This is a genomic window from Pseudomonas sp. GL_103, assembly GCF_057835175.1.
Genome location: NZ_CM174420.1, coordinates 4950841 through 4967761 on the forward strand (window position 1 = coordinate 4950841; position 16921 = coordinate 4967761).

General features: G+C 61.2%; 14 protein-coding genes. 6 read left to right on the plus strand and 8 right to left on the minus strand.

What is annotated here, in order from left to right; translation table 11 throughout:
- From AC3IP0_RS22225 to edd, 8 genes are all read right to left on the minus strand, one after another.
- Positions 1–846, minus strand: a complete 846-nt coding sequence (locus tag AC3IP0_RS22225; protein WP_007974434.1) for a carbohydrate ABC transporter permease — start codon at positions 844–846, stop codon at positions 1–3.
- Positions 839–1747: a carbohydrate ABC transporter permease gene (locus tag AC3IP0_RS22230; protein WP_008032969.1), complete on the minus strand. Its 909-nt coding sequence runs from the start codon at positions 1745–1747 to the stop codon at positions 839–841. Before AC3IP0_RS22230 ends, AC3IP0_RS22225 begins: the two co-directional genes overlap by 8 nt.
- Positions 1748–1905: 158 nt before the next feature.
- Complete coding sequence (locus AC3IP0_RS22235) at positions 1906–3204, minus strand: ABC transporter substrate-binding protein (RefSeq protein WP_489317018.1); 1299 nt, start codon at positions 3202–3204, stop codon at positions 1906–1908.
- Positions 3205–3321: 117 nt separating this feature from the next.
- Positions 3322–4581: a D-mannose isomerase gene (locus AC3IP0_RS22240; protein WP_489325942.1), complete on the minus strand. Its 1260-nt coding sequence runs from the start codon at positions 4579–4581 to the stop codon at positions 3322–3324.
- 188 nt (positions 4582–4769) lie between these two features.
- A complete protein-coding gene (locus AC3IP0_RS22245) occupies positions 4770–6197 on the minus strand; it encodes an ATP-binding protein (protein WP_489319814.1) in 1428 nt (475 codons plus the stop codon).
- 31 nt (positions 6198–6228) lie between these two features.
- Positions 6229–6960 (minus strand): response regulator, encoded by a 732-nt coding sequence (locus AC3IP0_RS22250; protein ID WP_008050538.1) that lies wholly within the window; start codon positions 6958–6960, stop codon positions 6229–6231.
- A 178-nt stretch (positions 6961–7138) separates the two neighbouring features.
- Positions 7139–8098, minus strand: coding sequence for a glucokinase (locus AC3IP0_RS22255; RefSeq protein WP_489325944.1), 960 nt, complete (start codon positions 8096–8098; stop codon positions 7139–7141).
- Positions 8095–9921: a phosphogluconate dehydratase gene (gene edd, locus AC3IP0_RS22260; protein WP_489325946.1), complete on the minus strand. Its 1827-nt coding sequence runs from the start codon at positions 9919–9921 to the stop codon at positions 8095–8097. Before edd ends, AC3IP0_RS22255 begins: the two co-directional genes overlap by 4 nt.
- Positions 9922–10141: 220 nt before the next feature.
- Here edd and gap point away from each other — a divergent pair, with 220 nt between their 5' ends.
- From gap to AC3IP0_RS22290, 6 genes are all read left to right on the plus strand, one after another.
- On the plus strand, positions 10142–11143 hold the full coding sequence (gene gap / locus AC3IP0_RS22265; RefSeq protein WP_046042246.1) for a type I glyceraldehyde-3-phosphate dehydrogenase: 1002 nt from the start codon (positions 10142–10144) through the stop codon (positions 11141–11143).
- Positions 11144–11271: 128 nt separating this feature from the next.
- On the plus strand, positions 11272–11736 hold the full coding sequence (locus AC3IP0_RS22270) for a methylglyoxal synthase (RefSeq protein ID WP_489325948.1): 465 nt from the start codon (positions 11272–11274) through the stop codon (positions 11734–11736).
- 77 nt (positions 11737–11813) lie between these two features.
- Complete coding sequence (locus AC3IP0_RS22275) at positions 11814–12332, plus strand: RNA polymerase sigma factor (protein WP_489325950.1); 519 nt, start codon at positions 11814–11816, stop codon at positions 12330–12332.
- 121 nt (positions 12333–12453) lie between these two features.
- Positions 12454–13419: a FecR family protein gene (locus AC3IP0_RS22280; protein ID WP_489317022.1), complete on the plus strand. Its 966-nt coding sequence runs from the start codon at positions 12454–12456 to the stop codon at positions 13417–13419.
- 121 nt (positions 13420–13540) lie between these two features.
- Positions 13541–16108, plus strand: a complete 2568-nt coding sequence (locus tag AC3IP0_RS22285) for a TonB-dependent receptor (RefSeq protein ID WP_489325952.1) — start codon at positions 13541–13543, stop codon at positions 16106–16108.
- Between the two features lie 114 nt (positions 16109–16222).
- Complete coding sequence (locus AC3IP0_RS22290; protein WP_489317024.1) at positions 16223–16831, plus strand: biliverdin-producing heme oxygenase; 609 nt, start codon at positions 16223–16225, stop codon at positions 16829–16831.
- The last annotated feature ends 90 nt before the right edge of the window (positions 16832–16921 follow it).

The window sequence follows — 16921 nt, forward strand, 5'->3', positions numbered from 1 at the left end:
CTACCCCTTGACCGCGCCGGACGTCAGCCCACGCAGGAAATACTTGCCAGCGAATATGTAGACCAGCAGTGTCGGCAGCCCGGCGATCATCGCGGCGGCCATATCAACGTTGTATTCCTTGGCCCCGGTGCTGGTGTTGACCAGGTTGTTCAGGGCCACGGTAATTGGCTGGGCGTCGCCACTGGCGAACACCACGCCGAACAGGAAGTCGTTCCAGATCTGGGTGAACTGCCAGATCAGGCAGACCATCACGATCGGGATCGACATCGGCAGCAGGATCTTCAGGAAGATCGTGAAGAAGCCCGCGCCATCGAGCCTTGCAGCCTTGACCAGCGCATCCGGAATGCTCACGTAGTAGTTGCGGAAGAACAGCGTGGTGAACGCCAGGCCGTAGACCACGTGCACCAGCACCAGGCCGGTGGTGGTGTTGGCCAGGCCGAACTTGCCGAGGGTGAACGAGGCTGGCAACAGCACGGTCTGGAACGGCAGGAAGCAGCCAAACAGCAACAGGCCGAAGAACAGCTGTGAACCACGGAAGCGCCACATCGACAGCACGTAGCCGTTCATCGCACCAATAAACGTGGAAATCAGCACCGCCGGCACGGTGATCTTCACCGAGTTCCAGAAGTAGCCGCCGACCACGTCCCAGGCCTTGATCCAGCCGATGCCGTCGATCACGGTCGGCCAGCTCAACAGGTTGCCGGTACGGATGTCTTCCGGGGATTTGAAACTGGTCAGCAGCATCACCACCAACGGGATCAGGTACACCGCCGCTGCCAACAGCAAGGTGGCGTAGATCGCGATGCGGCTGAAACTGATACCCGATTTTCCGAGTTGATTAGTCATGGCGTTTGCCTCGCAGCTCGGAGTACAGGTACGGCACGAGGATGGTCAGTACGGCGCCGAGCATCAGCATGGCGCTGGCCGAACCGATGCCCATCTGGCCACGGCTGAAGGTGAAGGAATACATGAACATCGCCGGCAGGTCGGAGGAGTAACCCGGACCGCCCGCAGTCATCGCCGCGACCAGGTCGAAGCTCTTGATCGCGATGTGCGCCAGGATCATGAACGCGCTGAAGAACACCGGGCGCAGGCTCGGCAGGACGATCTTCAGGTAGATGGTCGGCAGGCTCGCGCCATCGACTTGCGCGGCACGGATGATCGACTGATCGACACCGCGCAGACCGGCCAGGAACATCGCCATGACAAAGCCGGAGGCTTGCCACACGGCGGCGATCACCAGGCAGTACACCACGCGATCCTGATCCACCAGCCAGTCGAGACGGAAGCCTTCCCAGCCCCAGTCACGCAGCATCTTGTCCAGGCCCAGGCCTGGGTTGAGCAGCCATTTCCACGCGGTACCGGTGACGATCATCGACAGCGCCATCGGGTACAGGTAGACGGTGCGGATGAAGCCTTCCTTGCGAATGCGCTGATCCAGCAGCACAGCGAGGAACACGCCCAGCACCAGGCTGATGCCGATGAACATGCCGCCGAACAGCGCAAGGTTCTTGCTCGCGACCCACCAGCGGTCGTTGTCCATCAGGCGCATGTATTGCTGCAGGCCGACCCACTTGTAGCTCGGCATGAAGCTGGAGTTGGTGAAGGACAGAATGAACGTCCAGATGATGTAACCGTAGAAACCAACCAACACGATCAGCATGCTCGGCGCCAGTACCAACTTGGGTAGCCAGCGTTGCAGCGCATCGAACGGTGAGGCTTTGCTGAAAACCGCCACAGAGCTCATCGGGATAATCCTGGTTTAGAGAAATGAATCGACACGGTGATCCCTTGTGGGAGCGGGCTTGCTCGCGAAAGCGGTGTGTCAGTCGACATCAATGTTGAATGTCAGTCCGCATTCGCGAGCAAGCCCGCTCCCACATTGGGGTCAGGCTGTGTCAGGAGTTACTGGGCCGCTTTGACAGCCGAGGCCAGTTGGGCGCTGGCCTTGGCCGGGTCAGCATCCTTGTCATTCATGAAGTTGGTGACCACGTCGAAGATCGCGCCTTGCACGGCCAGGGAGGTGGCCATGTTGTGCGCCATGCTCGGTTGCAGACCGCCGGTCTTGTCGTCCGCGATGAAGTCCTTCGCCGACTTCTGGGCGCACTCGTCGAAGCCGAGCTTGTCCATTTCGTTCAGCATGTCGTTACGCACCGGGATCGAACCCTTGTTCATGCTGAAGACTTTCTGGAAGTCGGTACCCAATGCGACCTTGGCCAGGTCTTGCTGGGCAGCGATGTCGCCCTTGCGATCGGCCTTGAGCTTGAACACCGCCAGGGAATCGATGTTGTAGGTGAAGGCTTTTTCAGTGCCCGGGAACGCTACGCACTGGTAGTCCTTGCCCGCGACTTTCTTCGCCGCCGTCCACTCGCTTTTCGCCCAGTCGCCCATCATCTGCATGCCGGCCTTGCCATTGATGACTTCGGCGGCGGCGATGTTCCAGTCACGACCGGCGCGGTTCGGGTCCATGTAGCCGGTGATCTTTTTCAGCTCGGCGAACGACTTGGTCATCTCCGGGCCGGACAGGGTTTTCTGGTCCAGGTCGACCAGGGCTTTCTTGTAACCGTCAGCGCCCATGACCGAGAGCACCACGTCTTCGAACACGGTGCTGTCCTGCCAAGGCTGACCGCCGTGGGCGAGCGCGATGAAGCCGGCCGCCTTGAGCTTGTCGCCGGCGGCATAGAATTCTTCCAGGGTAGTCGGGGCTTTTTCGATCCCGGCTTTCTTGAACACTTCCGGGTTGATCCACAGCCAGTTGACGCGGTGGATGTTCACCGGCACGGCGACGTAGTCACCTTCGTACTTCACGGTGTCGGAGACTTTCTTCGACAGCAGGCCATCCCAGTTTTCCGCCTTGGAAACGTCTTTCAATGCATCGGTGCTGAGCAGGCCGGTGCTGCCCCACTCCTGGATGTCCGGACCCTTGATCTGTGCAACGCCCGGCGGGTTGCCGGCTACGGCGCGACTCTTGAGTACGGTCATGGCTGTGGAACCGCCACCGCCGGCGACTGCGCCGTCCTTCCAGGTGAAGCCGTCTTTTTCGACTTGAGCCTTCAGGACATCGACCGCTGCTTTTTCACCACCGGAAGTCCACCAGTGAACGACTTCAACGGAACCTTTGGATTCGGCGGCCAGGACACTGAGAGGGAGTGCAGACAGGGAAGCGAGAGAAATGACAGTAGCGAGGCGAGAAATCGCATTCATCTAGGAGCACCTTTCTTGTTGTTATGCATGCAAGTCTGTTGCTTGCGCTGCATAAGATTCTAAACAGGGGATATCCCCTCGCAGGTAACGAAGGGATGCGCGAATGTCACCGCATGGTTACATAGAACCGCTCTGGGACAACTGCGCCAGCGCCGTGGCCATGCTCGGCGCCAGCGCCAGGCGCGGAATCAGCACGGCTTGCCAGGCGTGGTAAAGGTCAGGTTTGCCGGGCCAGATATCGGCACTCGGGCGGTTCAGCGGGTCGAGTTCGTGATGCCAGCTGCCGCCTTCGCGGTCGATGAAATGACTGTCACAGAATTCCCAGAACAGTCGGTACCAGTGTTCGTATTGCCCATCGCCAGTGCGCTTGAGCAAGGCACTTGCGGCAGCGCTGGCTTCGCAATGGGTCCAGTGCAGGCGATGGCGGACCACCGCTTTGTTGTCCCAGTCCAGGGTGTAGACAATGCCCGGCGCGCCATCGACGTCCCAGCCGTGGAGGCAATTGTGCTCGAACAGTTTTTGCGCGTCGGTGACCAGCCAGCCCGGCGTGAGCATCCCGGCCTTCACCCGCGACGCCTCGAGGTGCAGCAACAGCCGCGCCCACTCGAAACCATGGCCCGGGGTGGTGCCGTAGGGGCGGAAGCCGTCGGCCGGATTGTCGCGGTTGTACTCGCGCAGCGGTTGCCAGGCGCGGTCGAAATGCTCGATCACCAGGTAATCGTTGGCGGCGGCGTGAGCATGGATTACCCGTTCGACAATCCGTTGGGCACGGCTCAGCCAACGGTTGTCATCAGTTACATCGGCCAGGGCGAGGAAGGCTTCGGTGGCGTGCATGTTGCTGTTGGCACCCCGGTACGCCTCCTCTTCGCTCCAGTCGCGATTGAAAGACTCGCGCATCGCGCCTTCTTCTTCGCTCCAGAAACAGGTGTCGATGATATCGATGGCATCATCGAGCAAGGCTTGTGCACCGGGACGCTGCGCGACCACCGCAGAACTGGCGGCCAGCGCGATGAAAGCGTGCAGATAGGCATTCTTGCCGGTATTGCCGTCGCGATGTTCGGCGGTCGCAAACCAGCCACCATGCAGCACGTCGCGCAACGGCCCGCGCAGGGCGGCAACGCCGTGATCGACCAGTTCGGCAAAACCCGGCAAGCCCTGAATGTGGGCCATGGCGAAGCTGTGGGTCATGCGCGCGGTGTTCATGGTCTGGGCTTGCGCATCAGGTGCGAGGCGGCCTTTTTCATCGAGGTTGCCGAAGCCTTCAGGCAGCTTCGAAGCCTTGGCGAAGGCCAGCAGGCGCAAGCCTTCGGTGACGAGCCATTGCTGATGGGCAGGTGCGTTCAGCCAACTGCTGAAGGCTGGTTGGAAGGTGTCCATGGCGTACCTTTTTTGTTGTTATGACTGTGGGGCAGCATAAACAACGGACGAAGGCGGGCATGTAACGAAGGGGGTGGGTTATGTCACCAAGCTGTGACAATTGCAAAGCAAGATCAAAAGATCGCAGCCTTCGGCAGCTCCTACGGGAATCGGTGTAGGAGCTGCCGAAGGCTGCGATCTTTTGACTTTCAATCTATCGAGCGGGGCAACTGCAACGTCACCCGCAACCCGCCCTCACGCAAATTCTGCAAGCTGACCTCACCACCATGGCTATGGGCAATGTTGCGGGCAATCCCCAGCCCCAAGCCATAACCCTGCTGTTGCCCGGCCAGGCGGAAGTGCGGTTCGAACACCTGCTCCAGCCGCTGCTCCGGCACGCCCGGCCCTTCATCATCGACATGCAGGATGAACGCGCTTTCATCGTCATCGATGTGCAGGTGCGCGTTCTGCCCGTACTTCAACGCATTGTCGATCAGGTTGCCGATGCAGCGTTTGAGCGCCAGCGGTTTGCCCGGGTACGCCGCCAGTGCCCGCCCTTGCTGGGTCACGCGGCCGTTGCCATTGGGGGCAAGGTACGGCTCCACCAGACAATCGAGCACATGATTGAGATCCACCGGTTCGATGTTCTCGTGGATGTCGGTGTCTTTCACACATTGCAGCGCGCCCTTGACCAGCAATTCGAGCTCGTCCAGATCACGCCCGAACTTGGCTTGCAGCGTTTCGTCTTCGAGCAATTCAACCCGCAGGCGCAAGCGGGTGATCGGTGTGCGCAGGTCGTGGGAAATGGCGCTGAACAACTGGCTGCGCTCGGTCAGGTAACGGCTGATGCGCTCGCGCATGGTGTTGAAGGCGCGCCCGACCTCGACCACTTCGCTGCCGCCGCCCTCGGCCACCGGCTCCACGTCGGCCCCCAGCGACAGGTCCCGCGCCGCCCGCGCCAGGCGCTTGAGCGGACGACTCTGCCAGTGCACCAGCAGGCCGATGAACAACAGCAAGAAGCTACTGGTCAGGACGATGAACCACACCTGCTGCGCCGGCAGGCCCTGCTCTTCAAGACTGGTGTAGGGCTCGGGCAACAGCGAGGCGATGTACAGCCATTCGCCCGGCGCCATCTGGATCTGCGTAACCAGCACCGGCGGATTCACCGGCTCCAGGGTCAGCGCGTAGTGCGCCCAGGAGCGTGGCAACTCATCGAGCTTCAGGCCGCCATTGAAGATGCGCAGGTCCTCCGGGCTGACGAAGGTCACCGAGATGTCCGTGTCCTGGCCGAGGGACTGGCGCAACACCTCGTCCACCGCTTTGAGCACCGCCTCTTTGCGCGGGGTGATGGGCAATACTTCCATGCCCAGGGGTTTGTCGTTGAGCGTCACCACGAACCGGGTGCCGCCCATGCTGCGCAATTGGTCGAGGACCAAGGGTCGAAACGCCACTGGCAACGAACGGAAATAACTGACGCTGGCGGTCATTGAATGGGCCAGGCTGCGGGCGCTGGTGACCAGACCCTCGAGCTGCGTGGCGCGCAGTTGCGACACCCAGATCACGCTCGACAACGCCTGGGCGAACAACACCGCCAGCAGGGTCAATAGCAACATCCGCCCGAGCAGCGAACGCGGCATCGGCACCTTGGCGGCGAGCTTGCGCAAAGTCTCAGTGACCATTGCTGGCAACCACGTTGGCTGCCAGTTGGTAGCCGCTGCCACGCACGGTGCGGATCAACCGTGGCGGTTTCTCCGTATCGCGCAGGCGCTGGCGCAACCGGCTGACCGCCATGTCGACGATGCGATCCAGGGGCATCAGTTCACGGCCGCGGGTGGCGTTGCCGATGGTGTCGCGGTCGAGGATTTCCTGCGGGTGATCGAGGAACAGCTTCAGCAGCGCAAAGTCGGCGCCCGAGAGAATCACCTCTTCGCCGTCGATGTGAAACAGCCGATGGCTGACCATGTCCAGCCGCCAGTCATCGAAGGCCAGCACCTCACCGCCACTGCGCTCCTGACCGAACTGCGCGCGGCGCAGCAACGCCTTGATCCGTGCCTGCAATTCCCGTGGGCTGAAGGGCTTGCCGAGGTAATCGTCGGCGCCCAGTTCCAGGCCGATGACGCGGTCGGCTTCGTCGGAACTGGCGGTGAGCATGATGATCGGCACCTGCGCCTGGCGCGGATGCTGGCGAATCCAGCGGCACAGGCTGAAGCCGTCTTCGTCGGGCAACATCACATCAAGGATCACCAGATCACTCGGCGCCTCGTTCAGCGCCTGGCGAAAGCCGGCACCGTCGGGCGTGGTACGTACCTGGAAACCGGCGCGGGTCAGGTAGGTATCCAGCAACTCGCGTATCTCTTGATCGTCATCGACCAACAAAATCGACTTGTTGACTGAGCTCACGGGGCGGCGTCCTTGTTGTTTGAATTGGGCGGATTATGCCTTAAGCGCTGATTCTACAAACACCACAGAAACAACTGTGGGAGCGGGCTTGCTCGCGAAGGCGTCGTAACATTCAACATATTGGTTGACTGACACACTGCTTTCGCGAGCAAGCCCGCTCCCACATTTTGATCGTATTTCAGGCTGGGAGAGATTGCTCCAAAGCCACACCCGCCCCCATCAATCCCGAATACGGCGCCGTCACCAGCCACACCGGAATCCCCTTGAAGTAATCGCTCATGCAACCCTTGTCGGCAAAGCACCGGGCGAAACCGCTTTCGAGGAAGAAATCGGCAAACCGCGGAATCACCCCGCCCACGATGTACACGCCACCGCGACCACCGGTGGTCAGCACGTTGTTGCCGGCCACGCGACCGAGCCAGCAGCAGAACTGCTCAAGCACTTCCACGGCAATCGGGTCGCCCGCCAGCCCGGCAGCAGTAATCGCTTCCGGCGTGTCGAGCACCGGCGTGTGCCCGTCCACCGCACAGATCGCCCGATAGACGCGGGGCAAGCCGCCGCCGCTCAGGGCTGTTTCTGCACTGACATGGCCGATTTCGTTGAAGATGTGCTGCCAGAGTTGGGTTTCACGCGGACTGCTCAATGGCAGATCGACGTGACCGCCCTCCCCCGGCAACGCGGCAAATCGGCCCTCGCCCAAATCGAGCAAGGTGCCGACGCCCAGGCCCGTGCCCGGGCCAATCACCACCGCCGGGCGCAGCGGCTCCGGCGTGCCTTCGCAGACCACGCGGAATTCGCCGGGCTGCAAACGGGTCATGCCCAAAGCCATGGCCGAGAAGTCATTGACCAACAACAACTGGTCCACCTGCAAGGTCTGGCAAAAGCCCTTGCGGCTCAGGCGCCAGTGATTGTTGGTGAACTTGAATTCATCACCACTCACGGGGCCTGCCACCGACAGACACACCGAGCCGATCGCACCCGGCGCCAGCCCCAGGCCATTGAGGTACAGGCTGATTGCCTCTACCGGGCTGGGGAAATCTGCCGTTGCCAGCACCTGGACCGATTCCAGTTGCTGGTTTTTCCACAACGCGAAACGTGCGTTGGTCCCACCGATGTCACCGACCAAAGCCAGTTTCAATTAAGCGTCTCCAGGGCAGAAGTAAAGGCGCTGGCGCCCTGCTCCGCCGAGCTGAAGGCCATGCGCATGAAACCGAACAGCTCGCGACCGGTGCCGATGTTGTTGCCCAACAGGCCTTTGGCCGGTATGCGCGCTGCGAATTCTTCGGCGTCCACCTTAAGCTCCAGGGTGCCTTTGACGCCATCGACGCGGATGATATCGCCCTCTTGCACCCGCGCCAAAGCGCCACCGACATAAGCTTCGGGGCTGACATGAATGGCCGCCGGGATTTTCCCCGACGCGCCGGACATGCGCCCGTCGGTCACCAGCGCCACCTTGAAGCCGCGATCCTGCAACACGCCGAGGAACGGCGTCATCTTGTGCAGCTCCGGCATGCCGTTGGAGCGCGGGCCCTGGAAGCGCATCACCGCGACAAAATCCTTTTCCAGCAAACCGGCCTTGAACGCATCGGCCAGGTCCTGCTGATCCTGGAACACCATGGCCGGCGCTTCGACGATCTGGTTTTCCACGGCCACGGCGGAGACTTTCATCACGCCACGACCGAGATTGCCTTCCATCACCCGCAGGCCACCTTCCGCCGAGAACGCGCGGGCGACCGGACGCAGGATGCTTTCATCGAGGCTGTCAGTCACACCTTCGCGCCAGACCAGTTGGCCATTGTCGAGGAACGGCTCCTGGGTGTAGCGGCTCAGACCGTGGCCCATCACGGTGTTGACGTTTTCGTGGAGCAGCCCGGCTTCCAGCAGCTCGCGGATCAGGAACGACATGCCGCCCGCGGCCTGGAAGTGGTTGATGTCGGCTTTGCCGTTCGGGTAGACGTGGCTCAGGGTCGGCACGACTTCGGAGAGGTCGGCCATGTCCTGCCAGGTCAATTGAATGCCCGCCGCCATGGCGATGGCCGGCATGTGCAGGGTGTGGTTGGTCGAGCCGCCCGTGGCGTGCAGCGCGACAATCGAGTTGACCAGCGAACGCTCGTCGACGATTTCGCCGATCGGGATGTAGTCACCGTTCTGCTTGGTCAGGCGCGTGACCTGGTGCGCCGCTTCGCGGGTCAAGGCATCGCGCAACGGCGTGTTCGGGTTGACGAAGGACGCGCCCGGCAGGTGCAGGCCCATGACTTCCATCAGCAACTGGTTGGTGTTGGCGGTGCCGTAGAAGGTGCAAGTGCCAGGGCTGTGGTAGGACTTCATTTCCGATTCCAGCAGCTCTTCGCGGGTCGCCTTGCCTTCGGCGTACTTCTGGCGCACATCGGCTTTCTGCTTGTTGGAAATGCCCGACACCATCGGCCCGCCCGGCACGAAGATCATTGGCAGATGACCGAAGCGCAGCGCGCCCATCATCAGGCCCGGCACTATCTTGTCGCAGATGCCGAGCAGCAGCGCGCCGTCGAACATGTTGTGGGACAGCGCCACGGCCGTGGACAACGCGATCACTTCGCGGCTCGGCAGGCTCAGTTCCATGCCCGGCTCACCCTGGGTCACGCCATCGCACATCGCCGGGGTGCCACCGGCGAACTGGCCGACGGAGCCGATTTCGCGCAGGGCTTTCTTGATCAGTTCGGGGAAGACTTCGTACGGCTGGTGCGCCGAGAGCATGTCGTTATATGACGAAACTATTGCGATGTTGGCGGAGTTCATCATCCGCAGGCTGTGCTTGTCGTCGCTGCCGCAACCGGCCACGCCATGGGCGAAGTTGGCGCATTGCAGCTTGCCGCGCATCGGACCGTCGCTGGCCGCACCGCGAATCAATGCAAGGTAAGCCTCACGCGTGGCGCGGCTGCGGGCGATAAGCCGTTCGGTGACCTCAAGGACGCGGGGATGCATGTGTAGAACTCCAGGCTAACGGATGTGGCGACCTGATTGTCTATGCTGATCAAAGGCCGGTGTCGATGGGATGACAGACGGTTTTCTTGATCGGTTGGACCAGTTGATTCAGGTCACTCGTTGTAGATCGAACAAAATATTGCCATCAAAAAGGCTTGTTTTCTATTTTTTTACGAATAATCTTGTAATTCCAACAACAAAACGACGGTAGCGCCGCACTATGACTCTTCGAATCGCAATCAATGGTTTTGGCCGCATCGGCCGTAATGTCCTGCGCGCACTCTATACCCAGGGCTACCGTCAGGATCTGCAGATCGTCGCCATCAACGACCTGGGAGACAGCGCGATCAACGCTCATCTGCTCAAGTACGACACCGTTCACGGCACGTTCGATGCCGATGTCCAGCACGACCAGGAGAGCCTGACGGTCAACGGCGACCGCATTTCGGTCAGCGCCATCCGCAACCCGGCCGACCTGCCCTGGGCCGCGGAAAAGATTGATGTGGTGTTCGAATGCACCGGTCTGTTCACCGACCGGGCCAAGGCCGCCGCGCATATTACGGCCGGCGCGCGCAAAGTGATCATCTCGGCCCCGGCCAAAGGCGCCGATGCCACCGTCGTTTACGGGGTGAACCATGACATTCTGCGCCAATCGCACCAGATCATTTCCAACGCGTCGTGCACCACCAACTGCCTGGCCCCGGTGGCCCAGGTGCTGCATCGCGAGCTGGGAATCGAAAGCGGTCTGATGACCACCATTCACGCCTACACCAACGATCAGCACCTGACCGACGTCTATCACGTCGATCCGTACCGCGCCCGTTCGGCCACCCAGAACATGATCCCGAGCAAGACCGGTGCTGCTGAAGCGGTGGGCCTGGTGCTGCCGGAACTGGCGGGCAAACTGACCGGCATGTCGGTACGCGTACCGGTGATCAATGTGTCGCTGGTGGACCTGACGGTGCATCTGAAAAAAGAAGCCAGCGCAGAGGAAGTCAATGCGCTGATGAAAGAAGCCAGCCAGCACTCGAAGATCCTTGGGTACAACACCCTGCCGCTGGTCTCCAGTGACTTCAACCACAACCCGCTGTCGTCGATCTTCGACGCCAACCACACCAAGTCCAGCGGCAAGCTGCTCAAGGTACTGGCGTGGTATGACAACGAATGGGGCTTCTCCAACCGCATGCTCGATAACTGCCTGGCGCTGTGCAACGCCGAGTAAGCGAAGCTTACGACTGTAGGAGCTGCCGAAGGCTGCGATCTTTTGATTTTGCTTTTTAAGAACAAGATCAAAAGATCGCAGCCTTCGGCAGCTCCTACACAACGCATTACGCCAGGAAACAGTTATCGATGATCGGCATCAGCTTTACGCAAAAGACCATGGCGGCGCGCAAGCGTATCGCCCTGGTCGCCCATGACCACTGCAAGGTGTTCTTGCTGGACTGGGCCGAACGGCAAAAAGACAGGCTGGCCCAGCATGATCTGGTCGCCACCGGCACCACGGGGTTGTTGTTGCAACAACGCCTCGACCTGCCGGTGCAAAGCATGATCAGCGGGCCGCTGGGCGGCGACCAGCAGCTTGGTGCGCAAATCGCCGAGCAGCGGGTCGACATGCTGGTGTTTTTCTGGGACCCGTTCGAACCTCAGCCCCACGACCCGGACATCAAAGCGTTGCTGCGGGTCGCGGCGGTGTGGAACATCCCGGTGGCGTGCAACGAATGCAGCGCCGACTACCTGCTCAGCAGCCCGCTGATGGATCAGGCGCACCCCCATCGGATTCCCGATTACGCCACCTATTTGCAGGGCCGCGCATAAAGCTTCACAAATCAGTACTTGACCACTCGAGTAGATGATAAGCATTATCATCTACTCGAAATGGATCAGGTTCTCCCGTGAGTCAGTCGCGCTTCAATCACGTTTTCCTCGCCCAGCGCACCTCCCTGCTGCGCACGCTGGAACGGATGGTCAACAATCACAGCACTGCTGAAGACCTCTTGCAGGAAACCTACCTGCGGGTGACCCGTGCATTGAGCGAACGGGCCATCGATCATCTTGAGCCCTTTGTCTTCCAGACGGCGCGCAACCTGGCGCTGGACCATTTGCGCGCGCGGCGCATCCATTCGCGCACCATGGTCGACGACGTGCCGCAGGAGGTGGTGTACAGCATCGCCGCCCCCACCAGCAGCGCCGAAGACGCCGCCCACGCCGAACAATTGCTGGAGCGCCTGAACGTGAGCCTCGGTCAACTCAGCGCCCGCCAGCAGCGGATTTTCATCCTCAGCCGCCTGCACGGGCACAGCTACCAGGAAATCGCCGAGGAGCTGAACGTGTCCCTCAGTACCGTGCAGAAAGAACTCAAACTGATCATGTCGATTTGCATCGGGGTTGCCGATCGCTTGAACGCCAACTGAGCGCCAAGGCCCTGCGCTTACCGGGACCGACTGCGCTGATCCTCGGGCTTTGCTACCCTTGGCCCACTTTTTACGCTTCACTAAAAAAACAGCCGTGCACAGACACTGCCGAGGAAACACCGTGACGGACAACCACCGCTCCCCTGCGCCTTCATCGGCGCAGGACCCCGCAAGCGCGATGGACCAGGCCCTGGACTGGCTGATCGTGCTCGGCAGTCCCGACGAGGAGCAGACCCGCCAGTTCCATGCATGGCTCGACGCCGATCCGTTGAATGCCCAGGCGTTCGCCAAGGCCCAGGCGATCTGGGACGGCCCGCAAGTGACGCAGTGCGCGCAAAGCCTGGCCGCCCGTCCGGCGAAAGTCACTGTCCTCGCCCGACTACGCCCGCACTGGAAACCACTGGCCACCGCCGCCGTGCTGCTGCTCGGGCTGTTCAGTTTCAGCAGTTTGCCGATGCGCCTGCAGGCCGATCACCTGACGGTGGTCGGCGAGCGCCAGCGCCTGCAACTGGAGGACGGTTCCAGGGTCCTGCTCAATACCAATTCGGCGTTCTCAAGCACCATCAACGACCAGCTACGTGTTGCCCGTCTGTATCAGGGCGAAGCGTTTTTCGAAGTGCAGGCCAATCGCGGCCAACCACTGGAAATCGACGCCGGCCCGGTCACGGCCAGCGTTCGCGATACCGCATTTGCCGTGCGTTACCTCGACGGCGTGGCGCAGGTACGGGTGCAACGCGGGGATGTCGACTTGCGCGCCACCCGGGATGACGCGCGGGTGCGCTTGTCTGCCGGGGAAAGCATTCGCATCGGCCCCAACGGATTCGACCGCCCGGCCAAGCTGGATGCCGCCACCGACCTGGCGTGGGTCCAGGGACGGCTGGTATTCGAAAACTGCCCGTTGAACCAGGTGCTGGCAGAACTTCGCCGCTACTACCCGGGCTGGATCATCAACAACAACGAACAGTTGGCCGATGTCACCGTAACGGGCAACTACCGCCTCGATCAGCCGCTGGACGTGGTTCGCTCCCTGGCTCACATCACTTCGGCACGGCTCCAGGAATTCCCGGCGCTGGTCATCTTGAACTGAATGAGAATTATTTTTACTCGATAGCCAAACCCGTACGTCTCGTTATAGCCAATGCAATTGATTCGCATCTCACCATGCCGATCAGCACCTATAAAGATTCGTGCGACACGGAGCGCTATCGATGTCCCCTCGCCTTACCCGCCAAGCCCCTACACCTTCCCGCGTGCTGTCGCTGCTGACCGCCGCCATCCTGATGGCCGGTACCGCACCGCTCATGGCCGCCACCGCCACCGAGCAATCGACCCGCAAAATGGGCGACTACTCGTTCGCCATTCCCCAGCAATCACTGGTGTCGGCACTCAATGCCTTTACCGCCGTGACGGGCTGGCAGGTCGGCGTGTCGTCGGAGCTGGCACAGGGTGTGGCCTCGCCGGGAGTACGCGGCTCGCTGTCGCCGGAGAAAGCCCTGGATCGCCTGTTGGTGGGGACCAACCTGGGCTATCGCAAACTGGGCAACAACAGCATCGTGCTGGAAAAGCGCAGTGGTAGCAGCGCCCTGAATCTGGATCAGGTGACCATCAGCGCCACCCGTAACGAGCAGGATGTGAACAGCGTACCGAGCACGGTCTCTGTCTACACTCGCGAAGATCTGGACCGCAACAACGTCAATACCATCAAGGAACTGGTGCGCTACGAACCCGGTGTATCGGTAGGCGGCGCCGGCCAGCGGGCGGGTATCACCGGCTACAACATTCGCGGCATCGATGGCGACCGCGTACTGACCCAGGTCGATGGCGTGCAGGTGCCCGACGGTTTCTTCAATGGCCCCTATGCCCAGACCAACCGCAACTATGTCGACCCGGAAATCGTCAAGCGCGTGGAAATCCTCCGGGGCCCGGCGTCGGTGCTGTATGGCAGCAGCGCCATTGGCGGTGCGGTCAGTTACTACACGCTGGACCCGGACGACATCATCAAACCGGGCAAGGACGTCGGCGCACGTCTGAAAACCGGCTACAGCTCCGCCGACGACAGCTGGCTGACTTCCGGCACCGTCGCCGGCCGTACCGGCGAGTTCGATGGCCTGCTGCATCTCAGTCAACGCAACGGTCATGAAACAGAGTCCTATGGCGAAACCGGCGGCACTGGCCTGAACCGTACTGAAGCCAACCCCCAGGACGCGCGCACCACCAGCGTGCTGGCAAAACTGGGCTGGAATTACGCCGACGACGCGCGCCTGGGCCTGACCTACGAGCATTACAAGGACGACCGCGACACCAATCAATTGAGCGCAGTGGGCGGCCCGTTCAATGCCGGACGCGGTTTCGGCTACTACAAGTCCCGTACTGGTAACGACACGATCACCCGCGAACGCTTTGGCCTGGAACACAGCTTCGGTCTGGACAGCGCACTGGCTGACAACATCAAGTGGACGCTGAACTACCAGATCGCCAAGACCGACCAGACCACCGAGGAAATCTACGCGCCGCCGTCACGAACCGTGCTGCGTAACCGCGATACCACCTACAAGGATCGCCAATGGGTATTCGATGCCCAGGCTGACAAGTCGTTTGCCATCGCCGACACCGAACACCTCGTCACCTATGGCACCACCATCAAGCAGGACAAAGTTACCGGCCTGCGTACCGGTGCCGGCACCTGCCTGACCGTGGCCGGTGCCTGCCGGGTCATTGGCGCCCCTAGCGCCACCGACACGCTGACACCCGCCAGTGACTTCCCGGACCCGACCATCAACAGCTACGCCCTGTTCGCCCAGGATCAGATCAGCTGGGGCAACTGGACCTTCCTGCCCGGTGCACGCTACGACTACACCCAGCTCAAACCACACATCACCGACGAGTTCCTGGCCACCGCCGACCAGAGCGGCAACGGCGTGGTGAGCGACGAGACCAAGACCTGGCATCGCCTGTCGCCGAAGTTCGGCACCACCTACAGCTTCAACGACCACTACACCTGGTACGGCCAGTACGCCGAAGGCTTCCGCACCCCGACCGCCAAGGCGTTGTACGGTCGTTTCGAAAACATCGCTGGCGGCTATAAGGTCGCGCCTAATCCGGACCTCGAACCGGAAAAGAGCAAAAGCTACGAGACAGGTTTGCGCGGCAACTTCGAGCAGGGCTCATTTGACGTCGCCGTGTTCTACAACAAATACCGCGACTTCATTAACGAGAACGCCATCACTCCTGGCTACACCGAGACCACGTTCCAGAGCAACAACATCAAGCACGCCACCATCAAGGGTGCCGAGGTCAAGGGCCGCCTGAACCTCGACGCCTTCGGCGCACCGCAAGGCCTCTACACCCAAGGCTCGGTGGCCTATGCCTATGGTCGCAACGACGACAACGGCGAGCCGCTCAACAGCGTCAACCCGCTGACCGGCGTATTCGGCCTGGGCTACGACCAGGACACCTACGGCGGCTTGCTCAGCTGGACCCTGGTGAAGAAGAAGGACCGCGTCGACAGCACCAGCTTCAAAACCCCGGACGGCACCAGCACTCAGTTCAAGACCCCCGGTTTCGGCATTCTGGACCTGAGTGCGTTCTACAAAGTGACCGACGACGTAACCGTCAGCGGCGGCGTCTACAACCTCACCGACAAGAAATACTGGCTGTGGGATGACGTGCGCGGCTACGACAGCGTCGGCGAAGCCTCGGTGACCCAACCGGCCAACCTCGACCGCCTGACCCAGCCGGGTCGCAACTTTGCGGTCAACCTGATCTGGGATATCTGATCCGCTCATCTCGCCGGGCGGTTACATCAAACCGCCCGGTGGGGATTTTTTACTGTCAGGCGCCTTCCTGTTCGTCTCGTTACCAAGCGCCTCTTCTTTCTCCAAGGAAATGCCATGACTACCCAGGCCACCGAACAACGCCCCAACCTGCGTTCGCAGCGTTTGAACCAGATCACCAACGAGCCGCACAGCAAGCTCGATGCCCTGGTCAAGGCCCATGCCCCGTTTGAAACCCCGGCCAATTTCGCCCGTTTCGTGGTGGCGCAGTACCTGTTCCAGTCGGAACTGGTGTCGCTGTACAACGATGCCGAACTGACCGCCATCGTCCCGGACCTGCCGGCCCGCTGCCGTGCCGATGCAGCCAAAGCCGACCTCGCGGACCTGGACACCGACGTGCCAGCACCTGTGGCCGGCGCACTGAAGAACCCGACCAAGGCTGAAGCCCTGGGCTGGATCTTTGTTTCGGAAGGCTCGAAGCTCGGCGCGGCGTTCCTGATCAAGCGTGCCGTGGGCCTTGGCCTGAGCGAAACCTTCGGTGCCCGCCACCTCGGCGAACCGGCCGGTGGCCGCGCTGAAGGCTGGAAGAGCTTCGTCAAGACACTGGACGGCCTGGCCTTCAGCGCCCAGGAAGAAGCCGAAGTGGAAAAAGGCGCCATCGACGCGTTCAACCGGTTTACCGTGTTGCTGGAGCAGGCTTATTCGACAACCGCCGAGCCGGCCTGAGACGCATAATCCCTGTGGGAGCGGGCTTGCTCGCGAAAGCGGAGTATCAGTCGACATGTTTTTTGAATGTCAGACCGCCTTCGCGAGCAA